Source organism: Streptomyces sp. NPDC050145 (genome assembly GCF_044460245.1).
Lineage (GTDB): Bacteria > Actinomycetota > Actinomycetes > Streptomycetales > Streptomycetaceae > Streptomyces.
Genome location: NZ_JBITJS010000012.1, coordinates 194,395 through 212,857, shown reverse-complemented (window position 1 = coordinate 212,857; position 18,463 = coordinate 194,395). Strand labels below are relative to the sequence as shown.

The window sequence follows — 18,463 nt, the reverse complement described above, 5'->3', positions numbered from 1 at the left end:
GCTACTTTTCTGCGGTGACGAGGGCGTCTGCGTCATTCAGGCGGGAGCGACGCATTCCGTAGCAGAAGTAGAACACGAGACCGACGGCCATCCAGACACCGAAGACGATCCAGGTGATCGTGGACAGACTGCCCATCATCCACACACAGAAGGCGAAACCGAGGATCGGCAGCACCGGCGAGAGCGGCACGCGGAAGGTGCGCTTCATGTCGGGCCGGGTCCGGCGCAGCAGGACGACGGCGATGTTGACCAGGGCGAACGCGAAGAGCGTGCCGATGCTGGTGGCGTCGGCGAGCTGGCCGAGCGGGATCGCCGCGGCGAGGACACCGCAGAACAGGGAGACGATGACCGTGTTGGCGCGGGGCGTGCCGGTCTTCGGGTGGACCTTGGAGAACACCTTGGGCACGAGGCCGTCGCGGGACATGGCGAACAGGACGCGGGTCTGGCCGTAGAGCACGGTCAGGACGACGGACGCGATGGCGATGACGGCGCCGGCGGCGAGCAGCGTGGCCCAGAAGGTCTGGCCGGTGACGTCCTTCATGATCCCGGCGAGGGCGGCCTCGGAGTCGCTGAACTGCTTCCAGGGCTTGGCGCCGACGGCGACGGCCGCGACGAGGACGTACAGCGCGGTGACGATGATCAGCGAGAGCATGATCGCGCGGGGCAGGTCGCGCTGCGCGTTCTTGGCCTCCTCGCCGGCCGTGGAGGCGGCGTCGAAGCCGATGTACGAGAAGAAGAGCGTGGCACCGGCGGCGCTGACGCCCGCCATGCCGAGCGGCATGAAGTGCTCGTAGTTGCCGGACTGGAAGCCCTTGATGCCTATCGCGCAGAACAGCAGCAGGGCCGCGATCTTCACGCAGACCATGATCGTGTTGGCGCGGGCGGACTCACGGGCGCCGCCGAGCAGGAAGGCCATGGCGAGCAGCACGACGATGAGGGCCGGCAGGTTGAAGATGCCGCCGTCGCCGGGCGGCGCGGAGAGCGCGTCCGGGATCGTGACGCCGATGGTGCCGTCGAGCAGCTCGTTGAGGTACTCGCCCCAGCCGACGGCGACGGCCGCGACCGAGACGCCGTACTCCAGGACCAGGCACCAGCCGCAGATCCAGGCGACGAACTCGCCCATCGTTGCGTATGCGTACGAGTAGGAGGAGCCGGCGACGGGGATGGTGCCGGCGAGCTCGGCGTAGGACAGCGCCGAGAAGAGGGCGGTGAGTCCGGCGATCACGAAGGACAGCGTGACCGCGGGTCCGGCCTTGGGGACGGCCTCGCCGAGGACGACGAAGATGCCGGTGCCGAGGGTGGCACCGATGCTGATCATGGTGAGCTGCCACAGGCCGAGCGAGCGCCGCAGCGAGCCTCCCTCACCCTGGCCGCCCTCCGCGACCAGGCGTTCCACCGGCTTGCGCCGCAGGAGACGGGTGCCGAGACCGGTGGGGGCGGGCTCGGTCTGGGGGGTGCGCGGGGGTGCGCCTTGATCCAGCACGGACTGGGCTCCTTCATCGCTGCCTGTTGGGCTGCGGGGACGGGACGGCCCACTTCCCTGACAGGGGACCGCCGAGCAGGCCGTCCTCCGCCACGCCACGTACAGCGGATGACTCTAGATGACTCGGCTTCCCAGCTGTAATGCAGCAACCTTGCGCACCCCCGCAAGATCGTTGCGCAAGCACCCCCGAGGCGGGTGTTCGTTGCGTGGTCCGTTACGTCCGTTGCGTACCGCTGACCGTGGCGACCCCGGCGGGAAACGGCGAACCCCGCGTCCCGAAGGGCGGGACGCGGGGTTCGCGGGTGGTGCTGCGGTGCTGGGACCAGCTCCGACCAGCTCTGACTAGCTCCAGCTGGCGTGCAGCGGCTTGCCCTCGGCGTAGCCGGCGGCGGACTGGATGCCGACCGTTGCCTTCTCCTCGAACTCGGCGAGCGAGTTGGCTCCCGCGTAGGTGCAGGAGGAGCGGACGCCCGCGATGATCGAGTCGACCAGGTCCTCGACACCGGGACGCTGCGGGTCGAGGAACATCCGCGAGGTGGAGATGCCCTCCTCGAACAGCGCCTTGCGGGCCCGGTCGTACGCGGACTCGTCGCTCGTGCGGTTCTTCACGGCGCGGGCCGAGGCCATGCCGAAGGACTCCTTGTAGGCGCGGCCCTGGGCGTCGTGCTGGAGGTCGCCCGGGGACTCGTAGGTGCCCGCGAACCAGGAGCCGATCATCACGTTCGACGCGCCGGCGGCGAGCGCCATGGCGACGTCGCGCGGGTGCCGGACGCCACCGTCGGCCCAGACGTGCTTGCCGTACTTCTTCGCCTCGGCGGCGCACTCCAGGACGGCGGAGAACTGCGGCCGGCCGACGCCGGTCATCATGCGGGTGGTGCACATGGCGCCGGGGCCGACACCGACCTTGATGATGTCCGCGCCCGCCTCGATGAGGTCCTTGACGCCCTCGGCGGCGACGATGTTGCCCGCGACGATCGGCACGTGCGGGTCGAGCGCGCGGACCTTGCGGATGGCCTCGATCATCGACTCCTGGTGGCCGTGCGCGGTGTCGATGACGAGCGTGTCCACGCCCGCGTCGAGCAGCTGCTGGGCCTTGCCCGCCACGTCGCCGTTGATGCCGACGGCGGCGGCGACGCGCAGCTTGCCGTTCGCGTCCGTGGCCGGGGTGTAGAGGGTGGCGCGCAGGGCGCCGGTGCGGGTCAGGATGCCCGCGAGGCGGCCTTCCTTGTCGACGGCCGGGGCGTAGCGGCGGTTGGCGCCGTCCAGCTTGTTGAACGCGTCGCGCGGGTCGATGTCCGCGTCGAGCAGCAGCAGGTCCCGGGACATGACCTCGGACAGCTGCGTGAAGCGGTCCACGCCGCTCAGGTCCTGGTCGGTGACGACGCCGACGGGGCGCTGCTCGTCGTCGACCACGACGCCCGCGTTGTGCGCGCGCTTGGGCAGCAGCGCGAGCGCGTCGGCGACGGTCTGGTGCGGGGCCAGCACGATGGGGGTGTCGAGGACGAGGTGGCGGGTCTTGACCCAGGAGATGACGTCGGTGACGACCTCGATCGGGATGTCCTGCGGGATGACGACCAGTCCGCCGCGGCGGGCCATGGTCTCGGCCATCCGGCGCCCGGCGATCGCCGTCATGTTGGCGACGACGAGCGGGATGGTGGTGCCCGTGCCGTCCGGCGCGGAGAGGTCCACGGCCTGGCGGGAGCCGACTGCGCTCCGGCTCGGCACCATGAAGACGTCGTCGTACGTCAGGTCGTACGCGGGCTTGATGTCATTGAGGAAACGCACGTGCGGACATCCCAGTCGGTAGAAGGGGGCTCCGGAAGGTTGCCGCCGGAGCGCAAAGCACGTACTTCATTTTCCCACGCGGGCCCGCGGCACGTCTCCGGGCCGAACGTCCCAAGGTCAGGGGCCCTGCCTTGGATGATCGTCCGAGCCGCCGAGGGACAGCAGTACGGTGATCGCCGCGGCCTGGTCGAAGACCTCGACGGCGGTCGCCCACTCCCCCGCGTTGCGTGCCTCGAAGTCCCGCCAGCCGGACACGACGAGGACGGCCGCGCCCTCGGGCATCAGCTGGTGGTCGCCGAGGACGTCGGCGAGGGCGTCCCAGTTCCGGCCGAACCAGGAGGGCAGCGCGAGCGCCCCGGCGATCCGGTCCATGAGCCCGGCCTTGTCCGCCACGCCGCCGAGGTCGAGGGCGCGCACGGTCCAGTCGGCCGGGGACGCGGGGAGCCCGCTCATCGCAGCACCGCCTTGAACGACTCGTAGTGGTCATCGGTGTAGTACGTCTCGCCGCCGTCCCCGGTGACGATGCGCCGGGCGCCGCGGTCGCGCTCGCCCGGGGTGCGCACGGTGTACTCGTGGTAGTAGCCGCGCCGCTCCTTGGGCAGCTCCCCCTCGAAGTTCCCGAAGACGGTCCCGTCCTTCTCGTACGGGAAGGGACCGCCGGCGTCGATCAGCCGCAGAGTGGAGCGTGCCTCGGCGGGCAGGTCCGCCTCCCGCACGGTCGCCATGCCGGCGGCCCAGGCGGGCGCGGACGCCTTCGACGGGGCGGAGGGGTCCGCCGCGGTCGTGTCCGTGCCGGACGAGCAGCCGGAGACGAACAGACCGAGGCAGACGAGGAGCACGCCGAGCATCCGGGACAGCATGGTCCGATGCTGCCACGGAGCGGGCGGGCCCGCCGGGATGCGGCCCCGGTCAGACCCCGTCGGGATCGGCGCGCTGCAGTGCGGGCCGCGGCGCGGGTCCTGCGGTCAGCAGGAAGTCCGCGGCGGCGGTGTCGGTGACCAGGCTCGTGACCAGGCCCGAACGGAGCACGGCGTCGATGGCGGAAGCCTTGCGCTGGCCGCCCGCGATCGCCACGACCTCGGGTATACGGCGCAGCCGGTCGGCCTCGACCGTGATGCAGCGCTCGCCGAGGTCCCGGCCGACGCGCCGGCCCTGTGCGTCGAAGAGGTGCGCGGACATCTCGGCGGCGACACCGAGCGAGGCGTAGTGCGCGCGCTCCTCGTCGCTGAGCATGTCGTGCACGGTCGAGATGCCGGGCTCCCAGGAGCCGATCGACACACAGGCGACGGTGACCTTGTCGAAGTACTCGAAGGCGCGGGCGATGCCCGTCTGGTTGCGCAGCGCCGCGGCGGTCGCGGCGTCGGGCAGCAGCATCGGGGCGTAGATGGGGTGGGCGTCGCCGCCGGAGACCTGCGCGGCACGGCGCACGGCCTCCACGGAGCCGCGCTCCGCGGTCCCGGCGTCGTAGACACCGGTCAGCTGCACGACGGTGCACGGCGGCAGCCGGTCGAGGGCGGCGGCCATGTGGATCGTGGAGCGGCCCCAGGCCAGGCCCAGGACGTCGCCCTCGGTCACGAGCTCGCCGAGCAGGTCGGCGGCGACCTCGCCCAGGTTCTCCGGGTCGGTGGACTCCTCGGCCTCGGCCGGGGACTCGACCACGACCGCGTGCCGCAGCCCGTAGCGGGCACGCAGCGCGTCGGAGCGCTCCGCGTCCAGCTCGGCCGGCACCCGGATCTCGATGCGCACGAGGTCCCGCTCCAGGGCGGTTTCGAGGACGCGGGCCACCTTGAAGCGGCTCACGCCGAACTCCTCGGCGATCTGGATCTTGGACTTGCCCTCGAGGTAGAAGCGACGGGCCATGGCCGCCGCCTGCACCAGCTCCGCGGGTCCCATCCGCAGGGCTGCGCGTCCTGCCGATGATGCGGACACGGCGATCTCCTCACTGCTCTTCTTCACGAATTGCACGTCTTCACGACTCGCACGGCACACGCTGCTGTTCACAACTGGATTTGCTGTTCATCCTTGCAGATCCAGAGCGGTCGATCAGCCCCGATGGCCGCCGTTCACGTATCCGTGGCTCAGTGGCCGCACGCCCAGGCCGCGGAAGCGGTGGCGGTGTCCGCCTGGCTGCGCAGTGCACGGACCGCCTCCGCCGGATCCTCTGCGCCGTATACCGCCGAACCGGCGACGAACACGTCCGCGCCCGCCTCCGCGCACCGCTCGATCGTCGAGGCCGACACCCCTCCGTCCACCTGCAGCCACAGCTCGAGCCCGTGCTTCGCGATCAGCTCACGGGTGCGGCGGATCTTCGGCAGCATGATGTCCAGGAACGCCTGCCCGCCGAAGCCCGGCTCAACCGTCATGATCAGCAGCATGTCGAGCTCGGGCAGCAGATCCTCGTACGGCTCGATCGGCGTCGCCGGCTTGAGGGCCATGGAGGCGCGGGCGCCCTTGGCCCGGATCTCGCGGGCGAGGCGGACCGGCGCCTGCGCGGCCTCCGCGTGGAAGGTGACCGAACCGGCGCCCGCCTCCACGTACTGCGGAGCCCAGCGGTCCGGGTTCTCGATCATCAGGTGGCAGTCCAGCGGGGTCGAGGTCGCCTTGGCCAGCGACTCGACGATCGGAACGCCCAGGGTCAGGTTCGGGACGAAATGGTTGTCCATGACGTCGACGTGGAGCCAGTCGGCGCCCTGGACCGCCTTCGCCTCGTCGGCGAGACGGGCGAAGTCGGCGGACAGGATGCTGGGGTTGATCTGCGCGGCCATGCCCCAAGACTGCCATGCCCGGAGGCCGTTGCCCGCCCCGGTCCAGACCACATCCGGATCCGGAACCTTACGAAACGATCACGAGGTGCGACGGATCAGCGCCAGGTACATCGCGTCGGTCCCGTGCAGGTGCGGCCACAGCTGGACGTCCGGGCCCTCACCGAGCCCCGGGACGCCCTCCAGCATCGGGCGCGCGTCGATCAGCTCGGCCCCGGCGAAGCCCTTCAGGACGTCGTCCACGACGGCCCGGGTCTCGGCCAGGTGCGGGGAGCAGGTCGCGTAGCCGACGACGCCGCCGACCCGCACCGACTCCAGGGCGGTGCGCAGCAGGGAGCGCTGCAGCGGGCCGAAGCCGTCCAGGTCCTCGGGGCGGCGGCGCCAGCGGGCCTCCGGGCGGCGGCGCAGGGCGCCGAGTCCGGTGCAGGGGACGTCCATCAGGACCCGGTCGAAGACTCCGGGGCGCCACGGCGGGCGGGTGCCGTCGGCGGCGATCACCTGGTACGGGCCCGGGTTGCCGTCGAGGGCCTTGGCGACGAGACCGGCGCGGTGCGGCTGCTTCTCGGAGGCGAGCAGTGTCGCGCCGCGCTGCGAGGCGAGCCCCGCGAGCATGGCGGCCTTGCCGCCGGGACCCGCGCAGCCGTCCAGCCACTTCTCGTCGGGGCCGTCCAGCGGCGCGTTCGCGAGTGCGAGGGCGACCAGCTGGCTGCCCTCGTCCTGGACGCCGGCCCGCCCGGACCGCACCACGTCGAACGAGCCCGGCTCGCCGCCCTCGGCGAGGCGCACGGCGTACGGGGACCAGCGGCCCGGGAGCCCGGACTCCTCTCCGACCTCGGCGAGGATCGCCTCGGCGGTGGTCCGGCCGGGGCGCGCGACGAGGGTCACCTCGGGCCGCTCGTTGTCCGCCTCGAGCAGGTCCTCGATCCCGGCCCGGCCGCCGCCGAGGGAGTCCCACAGCGCCGAGACGACCCATCGCGGATGCGAATGGACGACGGCGAGATGGTCCTCGGGGTCCTCGTCGTACGGCGGCGCGACGCGCTCCACCCAGGCGTCGAGATCGTGCTGCGAGACCTTGCGCAGCACGGCGTTGACGAACTTGGCGCGGCCGTCGCCGAGCACGACGCGGGCCAGCTCGACGGAGGCGGAGACGGCGGCGTGCGTCGGGATCCGGGTGCCGAGCAGCTGGTGCACGCCCAGGTTCAGCACGTCGAGCACCGGAGGGTCGACCTCGCGCAGCGGCCGGTCGATGCAGGCCGCCACGATCGCGTCGTACGTGCCCTGGCGGCGCAGCGTCCCGTACACCAGCTCGGTCGCGAGCGCCGCGTCGCGGTTGTCGAAGTCGCCCTTCGCGCGGGCCTTGCGCAGGAGCGGGGGCAGCACGAGGTTCGCGTACGCGTCCCGCTCGTCGACCGCGCGCAGCGCCTCGAAGGCGAGGATCCGTACGGGGTCCTTCTTCGGGCGGCGGTGCGGCTTGCCCGGCTTGCCCTGGGTGCCCTTGGTGCGGGGGCTGTTGCTCGACGAGGCCGGCTGGTCGTTCAAAGGTGCTCCGCTGATGCGAGGGGTGACGATCGCTTCCAGCGTACGTGGGGCGCGGGTCCGCCTTCGCCGTGGGGGCGAAGGTCGTATCGCGGCCCCGGCCCGGTGGGGCTTCTCGCGCCCCGCGGCGGAGCCGCTGATGACACAGCCCCGCGCCCCTGAAATGCACGCCCTGCGGGCGGCATTTCCCCGATGAGGCGCAGCCTCATCAGGGGCGCGGGGAACTGCGCGGCCAGCCCCCACCGGACCCGGACCCGGCGACGAACCGGACCGGCCGAGCTGGAAGCCGGATCAGCCCAGCCGCTCGCCCTCGGCGATGCGGACACCCCGGGCCCAATCGGCGGCAGCCATCGGCTTCTTGCCCTGGGCCTGGACCCAGAGCAGCTCGACGGCGAACGACCCCGTCCCGACGTACAGGTTCTTCTTGCCGACGCTCAGCTCACCCGGCGCCAGATCCGTACGGTCCGGGACCGGCACGGCCGACCGCACCTTGAGCCGCTCGCCCCGGAACTCCGTCCAGGCCCCCGGCGCCGGAGTGCATCCGCGCACCACCCGGTCGACGCGGAGCGCGGGCGCCGCCCAGTCGATCCGCGCGTCCTCCACCGTGATCTTCGGGGCGAGCGAGATCCCGTCGGCCGGCTGCGGAACGGCCGTCAGCGCACCGTCCTCGATGCCGTCCATGGTCGCGGCGAGCAGCCCCGCCCCCGCGAAGGCGAGCCGGGTCAGCAGGTCGCCGCTGGTGTCGGCGGGACGGATCGCCTCGGTCACCGTGCCGTACACCGGGCCCGAGTCGAGCCCCTCCTCGATGAGGAAGGTGGACGCGCCGGTGATCTCGTCACCGGCCATCAGCGCGTGCTGGACGGGCGCGGCACCGCGCCAGGCGGGCAGCAGCGAGAAGTGCAGGTTGACCCAGCCGCGGGCCGGCACGTCGAGGGCGATCTTGGGGAGCAGCGCGCCGTAGGCGACGACGGGGCAGCAGTCCGGCGCGATCTCGCGCAGCCGGGCCAGGAAGTCCTCGTCACGGGGCCGGACCGGCTTGAGCACCTCGATGCCGGCCTCGGCGGCGCGCTCGGCGACGGGGCTCGCGACCATGTGACGGCCGCGCCCGGCAGGGGCGTCGGGCCGGGTCACGACGGCGGCGACCTCGTGCCGGTCGGAGGCGATCAGGGCGTCCAGAGCGGGAACGGCGACCTCGGGGGTGCCGGCGAAGACGAGCTTCATCAGTGGCTAACGGCCTCTCGGGGCGGGGTCACGGGCGACACACCAGTCTATGGGCGGCGGATGACGCCCGCGCATGGGGCGCACGTCCCGCCGTGCGCCCCGCGCATATGCGGATACGCCGGATCAGCGTGACCCCTCACCGGATGGCGCGTTGGTCAAGAAAGAGTTGACCAATCCACGGGCCGGGATCACTCGCGATCGTCACCGGTGAGTCGCCTGAATCGCCGTTCGGCGTGAGCTCGGCCCGATCCTTCTTCATCGCCGGTTCGAGAGGCTTGTAAATGGCCGACCACGCAACCCACGACGCCCAGGCACGGGCCAGCCTGCACCTCCTTGTGCGGGACATCGAGCGGGTCCGGCGGCAGGTGGACGCACTGCGCACCCTCACCGCACAGCTCGGCAACGTCTACCGTCCGCGCCGCTCCGGCCCCTCCGCCGGCTTCGTCGTCTACGGGCGGGCCCCCGCCCCGACCGTCCGTCTGGCCCAGGAGCTGCGCGACAGCGTCGAGACCCTGGTGACCGCCGCAGTGGACTTCGACCGCTCCCTGGGCTTCTCGTGGGACGCGGTGGGCTCCGCGCTCGGCGTGACCAAGCAGGCGGTGCACCGCCGGTACGGGGCGCGCCGGGCGGCCGCGCAGGCCGCCGCCGACGCGGAGCGGGCCGGTGACACCTCGGCCCGGCCGCCGGTGCCGCTCGGAGCGGGTCCGCTGCCCTCGGTGCCGGCCGCGCGGTCCATGCCGACGCAGCCGACCGCGGGCAGCGCGGGCCTGCGCGAAGAGCCCCGCCCCGGGGTCTTCCCCGGTCCCCGCAACGGCTGAGGCCGGCCACGCGGTTCCCCGCGCCCGACGAAGGCTGAGCAGCATTGCTGCTCAGCCTTCGTCTATGAGGTGCGCCCGAAGGGCATGCACCTCAGGGGCGCGGGGCTGTGTCTGTCAGCGGCTCCGCCGCGGGGCGCGACGAGACCCCACCGGGCCCGCAGCAGAAATGCGTCCGCACCGCCCGCTCACCCGATGTCCGGCGGATCGATCCGCACCCGCACCGGATCCGTCCCGGCCCCCCGGGCCATCCGCGCCGCCTGAGCCCGCTTCAGGGCCCCCGCCAGGGCCGCCCCGCTCCCCGGCGGCACCCGGACGAGCGCCCGCTCCCCCGCAGGCTCGGCGCCCCGCCGCGGCCCACCGGGCTCGACGATGGGCACCGGCCCCAACACCTCCGCGTCGCCCGGCAGTTCCACGGCCCGCAGGAAGTCGGCGAGGGCCTCCGGCGCACCGCTGACCGAGGCCATCCGGGACACCGGTGGAAAGCCCAGCTCGGCCCGGTCCGCGAGCTCCCGCACCGCGTGCCCGACCGGGTCCCAGCGGACCAGCGCCTGCACGGGCCGCAGCGTGGGCTCGGCCACGACGACGACCGTGCCGCCCGCCTCCTGCGGCCGCACGAGCGCGGACGCGGCGATCCAGCGCCGCAGCGCGTCCTCGCCCGCGCGCAGATCGGGCCGCCCGAGCATGGCCCAGCCGTCGAGCAGCAGCGCGGCCGCGTACCCGCCCTCGGCGACGGGCTCCGCGCCGGGCGTGCTGACGACGAGCGCGGGCCCGCCGGACACCGTGTCGAGCACCTGCTCCCGCCCCGAGGTCCGCACGGGCACGGCGGGGAACGCTCGGCCCAACTCCTCAGCGGTGCGCCGCGCGCCGACCACCTGGGCCCGCAGCCGGTTGCCGCCGCACTCGCCGCAGTGCCAGTCGGCCTCCTCCCGGCCGCACCACGAGCAGGCCAGGACCCCGGCCGCCTCCCGCGCCTCCAGCGGGCCCGCGCAGTGCCGGCAGCGGGCCGGCTCCCGGCAGCGCTGGCAGGCGAGCCGGGGCACGTATCCGCGGCGGGGCACCTGGACCAGCACCGGTCCGTCCCGCAGCGCCGTCCGCGCCACCTCCCACGCGACGCTCGGCAGCCGCGCCGCGCGCGCCGCCTCGTCCCGCGCGAGGTCCAGGTCGCCGACGGTCCGCACCCGGGGAGCCGTCCGCCGCACCTGCTCGCGCGGGGCCGCGATCGCCGCCGCCCAGCCACTGCGCACCAGCTGCGCCGCCTCGACCGTGCAGCTCCAACTCCCGAGCAGGAAAGCGCACTTGTCCCGCCCCGCCCGCAGTTCGAGCACCTCCCGCACATGCGGGAACGGCGCGTGGTCGTCGCTGTGGTGCGCGTCCCCGTCGTCCCAGACCACGACCAGGCCGGGATCGCGTACGGGGGCGAACATCGCGGCCCGGGTCCCGACCACGGCCCGCACCGCGCCACGGCGGACGGCGAGCCATTCCGAGTAGCGCCGCTGCTGGCCCGCCTCGGCGGTCAGCAGCGCGTGCTGCCCTTCGCCCAACTGCTCGCGCAGCGCCGCGTCGACGCGCGCGGCGAGCCGCACGGTGGGCACGACGACGAGCGCGCCGCGCCCCGACGCGAGGGTCGCGCGGACGGCCCGGGCGATCTCGTCGGCCCACTCGGGCCCGGGCAGCGCGGTCCACACGGCGCGCGGGGCGCCGCCCGCCGCGAGCGAGCCGAGAAAGCCCGCCCCGCGCTCGTACCGCTGCCAGGACCCGGGCTCGGGCGCGGTCGGCGGGGCGGGCGGCTCGGGGAACGCCCGGGCCTCCGCCTTGGCGTGCCGGGGCGGTATCGCGAGCTGCAGCACGTCGGCGAGGCTGCCCGCGTACCGGTCGGCGACGGCGCGGGTCAGTCCGAGGAGCTCCTCGTCGAGCACCGGCTCCGGCGACAGGACCTGGGCGAGCGCGGCCAGCGGCCCCTGGTACTCGGCCTCGGCGACGCGCTCCACGAGGTACCCGTCGATGAGCCCGCCGCCCTCGCGCCGGCCGTCCCGCACGTTCTTCGACCCGGCGCCGAACCGGACCCGGACCCGTACGCCGGGCTGCGCCACCGCGTCCAGCTCCTCCGGGACGGCGTACTCGAAGTACCGGTCGAGGTGCAGTACGCCCTTGTCGACGAGAACGCGGGCCACGGGCAGCTCCTTGGCCAGCGCGGCCCCCCGCCAGGTGCGTGGCTTGGCCTTCGGGGCCTTGTTCTTCCGTACCGTCTCCCGGATGAACGCGAGCTGCTCCGGCTCGGGACTGTCGTTCTGGCTGCTCACGCTGCCATTCCTACCAGAGGGGTCCGACAACGCCCTCGCCGCCGGAAACGAAACCGGGGCCCGGCTCCCCCCGAAGGGAGAGCCGGACCCCGGTCGGGCCGAGAGGCGGACCTACAGGCCCGCGGCCTTGCGCAGAGCGTCCACGCGGTCGGTCTTCTCCCACGTGAAGTCGGGCAGCGCCCGCCCGAAGTGACCGTAGGCGGCCGTCTGGGCGTAGATCGGGCGAAGCAGGTCGAGGTCGCGGATGATCGCGGCGGGGCGGAGGTCGAAGACCTCCGTGATCGCGGCCTCGATCTTGTCCGTGTCGACCGTGTTCGTGCCGAAGGTCTCGACGAAGAGACCGACGGGCTCGGCCTTGCCGATCGCGTACGCGACCTGGACCTCGCAGCGTGAGGCGAGACCCGCGGCCACGACGTTCTTCGCGACCCAGCGCATCGCGTAGGCGGCGCTGCGGTCCACCTTGGACGGGTCCTTGCCCGAGAAGGCGCCGCCACCGTGACGGGCGTAGCCGCCGTACGTGTCGATGATGATCTTGCGGCCGGTGAGGCCGGCGTCGCCCATCGGGCCGCCGATCTCGAAGCGGCCGGTCGGGTTGACCAGCAGACGGTAGCCGTCGGTCTCCAGCTTGATGCCGTCCTCGACGAGCGCCTTGAGCTCCGGCTCCACGACGAACTCGCGGATGTCGGGGGCGAGCAGCGAGTCGAGGTCGATGTCCGAGGCGTGCTGCGAGGAGACGACGACCGTGTCGAGACGGACGGCCTTGTCGCCGTCGTACTCGATGGTGACCTGGGTCTTGCCGTCGGGACGCAGGTAGGGGATCGTGCCGTTCTTGCGAACCTCGGAGAGGCGGCGCGACAGGCGGTGCGCGAGGTGGATCGGGAGCGGCATGAGCTCCGGCGTCTCGTCGCACGCGTAGCCGAACATCAGGCCCTGGTCGCCCGCGCCCTGCTTGTCGAGCTCGTCGTCGTCACCCTCGACGCGCTTCTCGTACGCCGTGTCGACGCCCTGCGCGATGTCGGGCGACTGCGAGCCGATGGAGACCGAGACGCCGCAGGAAGCGCCGTCGAAGCCCTTCTTCGACGAGTCGTAGCCGATCTCGAGGATCTTCTCGCGCACGAGCTGCGCGATCGGCGCGTACGCCTTGGTGGTCACCTCGCCGGCCACGTGCACCAGGCCGGTGGTGATCAGCGTCTCGACGGCGACGCGGGACGTGGGGTCCTCGCGGAGCAGCGCGTCGAGAATGGTGTCGCTGATCTGGTCAGCGATCTTGTCGGGGTGACCCTCGGTGACAGACTCCGAGGTGAAAAGGCGACGGGACACAACGCTCCCTGTGGTTGCAGCGGCTGCTGGCTGATCATTGACGGACGGCCGGGGGCTGCGCCTGGCGTCGTCCGAGAACAGTTTATCGGTCGGCTCGGCTGCCGGGTCACGCGTCTCGCCCCTTGGGAGGGCTGTGACCTGCGACACCGCATTGTCCGACACGAGGATCGGTCTCCGGAAGGGTACCGGTCGAGCGTGAATCCGGCGCCCCTACCGGCGCGGATCGGCGTGTGCGGGGGTCACGCGGCGCACGACCTCGTCCCAGATCCGGTCCGCGAGCGCCTCCTTCGGGCCGTACGGGACGGGCGTCTCGGCGCCGTCCGAGGCGAGGATCACGGCCTCGTTCTCCTCGGAGCCGAAGGTCTTGCGCTCCCCGACCTCGTTGACGACGAGCAGGTCACAGCCCTTGCGGGCGAGTTTGGCGCGGCCGTTGGCGAGGACGTCGTCGGTCTCGGCGGCGAAGCCGACGACGATCTGGCCGGGGCGGGCCCGCTCGGCGGAGATCTCCGCGAGGATGTCCGGGTTGCGGACCAGCTCGACGGTCGGCGCTCCGCTGTCGCCCTGCTTCTTGATCTTGCCGGGCGCGTAGACGGCCGGGCGGAAGTCGGCGACGGCGGCGGCCATGACGACCGCGTCGGCGTCGGCCGCGGCCTTGAGCACGGCCTCGCGCAGCTGGACGGCGGTGCCGACGTGGACGACGTCGACGCCGGCCGGGTCGGGCAGCTCCGCGTTGGCGGAGAGCAGCGTGACGCGGGCGCCGCGGGCGGCGGCGGTGCGGGCGAGCGCGTAGCCCTGCTTGCCGGAGGAGCGGTTGCCGAGGAAGCGGACCGGGTCGAGGGGCTCGCGGGTGCCGCCGGCGCTGACGACGACGTGTGTGCCGGCCAGGTCGGTGGTGGCCGCGTCGGCGCCGCGGGCCAGGACCCGGCGCACGTACTCGAAGATCTCGACGGGGTCGGGGAAGCGGCCCTTGCCGGTGTCGACGCCGGTGAGGCGGCCGACGGCGGGCTCGATGACGAGGGCGCCGCGGCGGCGCAGCGTCGCGACGTTCTCCTGGGTGGCGGGGTGCTCCCACATCTCGGTGTGCATGGCCGGCGCGAAGACGACCGGACAGCGGGCGGTGAGGAGTGTGTTGGTGAGGAGGTCGTCGGCGAGGCCGTGGGCGGCCTTGGCGAGCATGTCGGCGGTGGCGGGCGCCACGATCACGAGGTCGGCGTGCTGGCCGATGCGCACGTGCGGGACCTCGTGGACGGAGTCCCAGACCTCGGTGGAGACCGGGTTGCCGGACAGGGCCGACCAGGTCGCGGCGCCGACGAAGTGCAGTGCGGAGTCGGTGGGGACGACGCGGACGTCGTGCCCGGACTCGGTGAGCCTGCGCAGCAGCTCGCACGCCTTGTAGGCGGCGATGCCACCGCTGACTCCCAGAACGACCTTCGGCTTCGACACCGGCTCTCCCCTGAAATCCGCTGCGTACGGGGACCCGTACGACTCCGTACGCCTCCATGACACACCACAGGCCCGGCAGTCGTACTGCCGGGCCTGTGATGACGACGAAAAACGGGTGTTACTGAGCCGGGCCCTCGATGGCCTCGGACGTCAGCAGGCCCGCGTTGATCTCGCGCAGGGCGATCGACAGGGGCTTCTCGTGGACGTGCGTGTCCACGAGCGGGCCGACGTACTCGAGCAGGCCCTCACCGAGCTGGGAGTAGTAAGCGTTGATCTGACGCGCGCGCTTGGCGGCGTAGATGACCAGGCTGTACTTCGAGTCGGTCGCTTCGAGCAGCTCATCAATCGGCGGGTTGATGATGCCCTCGGGCGCGGTGATGGAAGAGGACACTCTCTGCCTTCCGATGGGGTCCGGGACCTGGGTCCCGGACCGGGTTAAACCAGGGTAAAGATCAAAGAACCTTCATCAAGGCTAGCAGCTCGCGCGCTACGTCCTCGACGGAGGTGTTGACAAGGGTCGTGTCGAACTCGGCCTCGGCGGCGAGCTCCACCTTGGCGGCCTCGAGCCGGCGCTCGATGACCTCGGGCGCCTCGGTCCCTCGGCCGGTGAGCCGGCGGACCAGCTCGTCCCAGCTCGGCGGGGCGAGGAACACGAGCTGAGCCTCGGGCATCGACTCGCGGACCAGGCGTGCGCCCTGGAGGTCGATCTCGAGCAGCACCGGCTCGCCCGCGTCGAGGCGGTCGAGCACGGCGCTGCGCGGGGTCCCGTAACGGTTCCCCGCGAACTCGGCCCACTCGAGGAGCTCGCCGTTGGCGATCAGCTTGTCCATCTCCTCGTCGGTGACGAAGAAGTAGTGGACACCGTGCTTCTCGCCGGGGCGTGGCTTGCGGGTCGTCGCCGACACCGAGAGCCAGACCTCGGGGTGTTCCTTGCGCATATGAGCGACGACCGTGCTCTTGCCGACCCCGGAGGGGCCGGAGAGCACGGTCAGCCGCGGACGTACGTCCGGGGGCTCGGGGGTCGTCCCCCGGGATGTTGCAGCCATGCAGCGATTATTCCAGTTGTTCCGGAGTGCCGGGACCAGCCCCCGGGGGCCGGTTCGTCACTCAGGCGCCGGTGCTGCCGAACTCGCGCTCCAGGGAGGCGATCTGGTTGGAGCCGAGACCACGGACTCGACGGGATTCGGAGATCCCGAGACGCTCCATGATCTGCTTGGCGCGGACCTTGCCCACGCCCGGCAGGGACTCGAGCAGGGCGGAGACCTTCATCTTGCCGATGACGTCGTTCTCCTGGCCCTGCTTGATGACCTCGTGAAGCGAGGCGCCGGAGTGCTTGAGTCGATTCTTGACCTCGGCCCGCTCCCGGCGAGCCGCGGCGGCCTTTTCGAGCGCGGCTGCGCGCTGTTCAGGGGTAAGGGGCGGAAGAGCCACGCCTACGTCACCTCGGATGTCGAACTGTCGGATACGGACCGGCGAGGGACCTGAGCGCCCCTCACCAGGTGAGCTACGAGCGGCGCGGCCGGCCGCGGTCACCCGTTCACTCCCGACGGAGACTAGCGGCCATGGCCGCCAGAGTCAGCGAGAACAGCGGAAAAGTCCTGGTCAGACTCGCGAAGGCTGGACATTTCGGGCAATTCGACCGGGAAATCGGTCAGGATGCGGGGGCAAAGACAAAGGTCGGCACGGAGTGCCACCCCTCTCGGGGTGCCGTGCCGACCTCCGTCGGGGCTTTCCGGACGTCAGACGGCGCCCGCGACCGCCTCGCGCACCTCGTCCGCGAACCGGACCGCCGCGTCCCGCAGCGCGGTGACCGAGGGACCGGCCTTCAGGACGCCTCGGCTGACGTTCGGCACCACGTTGCGCACGGCCGCGCCGAAGACCGCCGGGAGGTCGGCGGCGGTGGCACCCTGCGCACCGATGCCGGGCGCGAGGAGCGGACCGTTGATGTCCAGCTCGTACGAGGACAGGTCGCCCAGGGTCGCGCCCACGACCGCGCCGAAGGAGCCCATCGGGGTCTCTCCCGCATTCTCGTCGGCCAGGTGCGCCAGCATCGTCGCGCCGACGTTGCGCCCGTCCGCGCGGACCGCGTGCTGCACCTCGCCGCCCTCGGGGTTCGAGGTGAGGGCGAGGACGAACAGGCCGGCGCCGGACTCGCGCGCGAGGTCCACGGCCGGCTTCAGCGACCCGTAGCCGAGGTACGGCGACACGGTGAGGGCGTCCGAGAACAGCGGGGAGTCCTTGTGCAGGAAGGTCTCCGCGTACGCGGCCATGGTGGAGCCGATGTCGCCGCGCTTGGCGTCCATGACGACGAGCGTGCCCGCGGCGCGCAGGTCGGCGACGGCCTTCTCCAGGACCGCGACGCCGCGCGAGCCGAACCGCTCGAAGAACGCCATCTGCGGCTTGACCACGGCGACCGTGTCGGCCAGCGCCTCGACCGAGGTGCGCGTGAAGGACTCCAGGCCGGCGATGTCGTCGTTCAGGCCCCAGGAGGAGAGCAGGGCGGCGTGCGGGTCGATGCCGACGCAGAGCGGGCCGCGCTCGTCCATGACGCGGCGCAGACGCGCGCCGAAGGGCTCCAGAACCGTCATGCGGACACCTTCTTCACATCGGCGCCGACCGCGTCGGCGAGCGTGGCGTACGGGGAGTTGTTCAGGCGGGCGGCGAGACCCTTGTGGATCGCGCGGGCGTAGAACGGGCCCTCGTAGATGAAGGCGCTGTAGCCCTGCACCAGGGTGGCGCCCGCGAGGATGCGCTGCCAGGCGTCCTCCGCCGTCTCCACGCCGCCGACGCCCACGAGGGTGATCCTGTCCCCCACGCGCGCGTAGAGGCGCCTGAGGACCTCCAGGGAGCGTTCCTTGAGGGGCGCGCCGGACAGGCCGCCCGTCTCGTTCACGACGTCGCCCTGGGTCTTGAGGCCCTCGCGGGAGATCGTCGTGTTCGTGGCGATGATGCCGTCCAGGCCGAGCTCGACGGCCAGGTCGGCGACCGCGTCGACATCCTCGTCGGCCAGATCGGGGGCGATCTTCACCAGGAGCGGGACGCGGCGCGAGCGCACGGTGCGGTCGGCGGCCTCGCGGACGGCGGCGAGCAGCGGGCGCAGCGCCTCGGTGGCCTGGAGGTTGCGCAGACCCGGGGTGTTCGGCGAGGAGACGTTGACGACGAGGTAGTCCGCGAAGGCGGCGAGCCGCTCGGTGGACTTCACGTAGTCGCCGACGGCCTCGGCCTCGGGGACGACCTTGGTCTTGCCGATGTTGACGCCCACCGTGGTCCTGAAGACCGGGTTGCGGGAGGCCAGGCGGGCCGCCACGGCGAGGGAGCCCTCGTTGTTGAAGCCCATGCGGTTGATGAGCGCGCGGTCCTGCACGAGGCGGAAGAGGCGCTTCTTCGGGTTGCCGGGCTGCGGCTCGCCGGTGACGGTGCCGATCTCGATGTGGTCGAAGCCGAGCATCGTCATGCCGTCGATCGCGACGGCGTTCTTGTCGAAGCCGGCGGCGAGGCCGAAGGGGCCGTGCATCCGCAGGCCGAAGGCCTCGGTGCGCAGCTCCTTGTGGCGCGGCGCGAGGGCGGCCGCCACGAAGGTGCGCAGCACGGGGGTGCGGGCCGCGAGGCGGATCCAGCGGAAGGCGAGGTAGTGGGCCTTCTCGGGGTCCATGCGCTTGAAGACGAGGTTGAAGAACAGCTTGTACATGGCTGAAGTCCTAGTAGGTGCTCGCGAGGCGGTGGGCTCATGAAGAGGGGGACACCGTCCGGTGTCCCCCTCCAGGGCCTGTGTCGGGTTCCCCGTCTGCGCCCCGA

17 protein-coding genes are annotated in these 18,463 nt (G+C 72.3%); 1 reads left to right on the top strand and 16 read right to left on the bottom strand.

Going from position 1 to position 18,463, the window contains the following annotated elements; translation table 11 throughout:
* Position 1: 1 nt before the first annotated feature.
* The 8 genes from ACIBTU_RS24820 to fmt form a co-directional block, all read right to left on the bottom strand.
* Positions 2–1,483: an amino acid permease gene (locus ACIBTU_RS24820; protein ID WP_399128590.1), complete on the bottom strand. Its 1,482-nt coding sequence runs from the start codon at positions 1,481–1,483 to the stop codon at positions 2–4.
* Positions 1,484–1,825: 342 nt separating this feature from the next.
* Positions 1,826–3,268, bottom strand: a complete 1,443-nt coding sequence (locus ACIBTU_RS24815; protein ID WP_399128588.1) for a GuaB1 family IMP dehydrogenase-related protein — start codon at positions 3,266–3,268, stop codon at positions 1,826–1,828.
* Positions 3,269–3,385: 117 nt separating this feature from the next.
* Complete coding sequence (locus tag ACIBTU_RS24810; RefSeq protein ID WP_399128587.1) at positions 3,386–3,721, bottom strand: barstar family protein; 336 nt, start codon at positions 3,719–3,721, stop codon at positions 3,386–3,388.
* Entirely contained in the window at positions 3,718–4,128 is a 411-nt protein-coding gene (locus ACIBTU_RS24805) for a ribonuclease domain-containing protein (RefSeq protein ID WP_399128585.1), read from the bottom strand. The genes ACIBTU_RS24810 and ACIBTU_RS24805 overlap by 4 nt, the downstream gene beginning before the upstream one ends.
* A 49-nt stretch (positions 4,129–4,177) precedes the next feature.
* Positions 4,178–5,161, bottom strand: coding sequence for a sugar-binding transcriptional regulator (locus tag ACIBTU_RS24800; RefSeq protein ID WP_399128670.1), 984 nt, complete (start codon positions 5,159–5,161; stop codon positions 4,178–4,180).
* A gap of 185 nt (positions 5,162–5,346) precedes the next feature.
* Positions 5,347–6,033, bottom strand: coding sequence for a ribulose-phosphate 3-epimerase (gene rpe / locus ACIBTU_RS24795; protein ID WP_399128584.1), 687 nt, complete (start codon positions 6,031–6,033; stop codon positions 5,347–5,349).
* A gap of 78 nt (positions 6,034–6,111) precedes the next feature.
* Complete coding sequence (locus tag ACIBTU_RS24790) at positions 6,112–7,569, bottom strand: RsmB/NOP family class I SAM-dependent RNA methyltransferase (protein WP_399128583.1); 1,458 nt, start codon at positions 7,567–7,569, stop codon at positions 6,112–6,114.
* A 288-nt stretch (positions 7,570–7,857) separates the two neighbouring features.
* Positions 7,858–8,787: a methionyl-tRNA formyltransferase gene (fmt, locus tag ACIBTU_RS24785; RefSeq protein WP_399128582.1), complete on the bottom strand. Its 930-nt coding sequence runs from the start codon at positions 8,785–8,787 to the stop codon at positions 7,858–7,860.
* A 281-nt stretch (positions 8,788–9,068) separates the two neighbouring features.
* On the opposite strand from fmt, the gene ACIBTU_RS24780 reads away from it, so the two are divergent.
* Positions 9,069–9,605 carry a hypothetical protein gene (locus ACIBTU_RS24780; RefSeq protein ID WP_399128580.1) on the top strand — a complete coding sequence of 179 codons (537 nt, stop codon included), beginning with the start codon at positions 9,069–9,071 and terminating at the stop codon, positions 9,603–9,605.
* A gap of 185 nt (positions 9,606–9,790) precedes the next feature.
* Here ACIBTU_RS24780 and ACIBTU_RS24775 read toward each other — a convergent pair whose 3' ends face one another.
* The 8 genes from ACIBTU_RS24775 to ACIBTU_RS24740 all read right to left on the bottom strand — a co-directional run bounded on the left by ACIBTU_RS24775 (position 9,791) and on the right by ACIBTU_RS24740 (position 18,356).
* Entirely contained in the window at positions 9,791–11,905 is a 2,115-nt protein-coding gene (locus tag ACIBTU_RS24775) for a primosomal protein N' (protein ID WP_399128579.1), read from the bottom strand.
* 111 nt (positions 11,906–12,016) lie between these two features.
* Positions 12,017–13,225 (bottom strand): methionine adenosyltransferase, encoded by a 1,209-nt coding sequence (gene metK / locus ACIBTU_RS24770; protein WP_188340038.1) that lies wholly within the window; start codon positions 13,223–13,225, stop codon positions 12,017–12,019.
* 210 nt (positions 13,226–13,435) lie between these two features.
* Positions 13,436–14,668 (bottom strand): bifunctional phosphopantothenoylcysteine decarboxylase/phosphopantothenate--cysteine ligase CoaBC, encoded by a 1,233-nt coding sequence (coaBC, locus tag ACIBTU_RS24765; RefSeq protein WP_399128578.1) that lies wholly within the window; start codon positions 14,666–14,668, stop codon positions 13,436–13,438.
* A gap of 118 nt (positions 14,669–14,786) precedes the next feature.
* Positions 14,787–15,059: a DNA-directed RNA polymerase subunit omega gene (gene rpoZ, locus ACIBTU_RS24760; RefSeq protein ID WP_005319902.1), complete on the bottom strand. Its 273-nt coding sequence runs from the start codon at positions 15,057–15,059 to the stop codon at positions 14,787–14,789.
* A gap of 61 nt (positions 15,060–15,120) precedes the next feature.
* Complete coding sequence (gmk, locus tag ACIBTU_RS24755; protein WP_399128577.1) at positions 15,121–15,714, bottom strand: guanylate kinase; 594 nt, start codon at positions 15,712–15,714, stop codon at positions 15,121–15,123.
* A gap of 61 nt (positions 15,715–15,775) precedes the next feature.
* Positions 15,776–16,099: an integration host factor gene (locus tag ACIBTU_RS24750; RefSeq protein WP_026246651.1), complete on the bottom strand. Its 324-nt coding sequence runs from the start codon at positions 16,097–16,099 to the stop codon at positions 15,776–15,778.
* Positions 16,100–16,407: 308 nt separating this feature from the next.
* Entirely contained in the window at positions 16,408–17,256 is an 849-nt protein-coding gene (gene pyrF / locus ACIBTU_RS24745; RefSeq protein ID WP_399128576.1) for an orotidine-5'-phosphate decarboxylase, read from the bottom strand.
* Complete coding sequence (locus ACIBTU_RS24740) at positions 17,253–18,356, bottom strand: quinone-dependent dihydroorotate dehydrogenase (RefSeq protein WP_399128575.1); 1,104 nt, start codon at positions 18,354–18,356, stop codon at positions 17,253–17,255. The genes pyrF and ACIBTU_RS24740 overlap by 4 nt, the downstream gene beginning before the upstream one ends.
* Between the last annotated feature and the right edge of the window lie 107 nt (positions 18,357–18,463).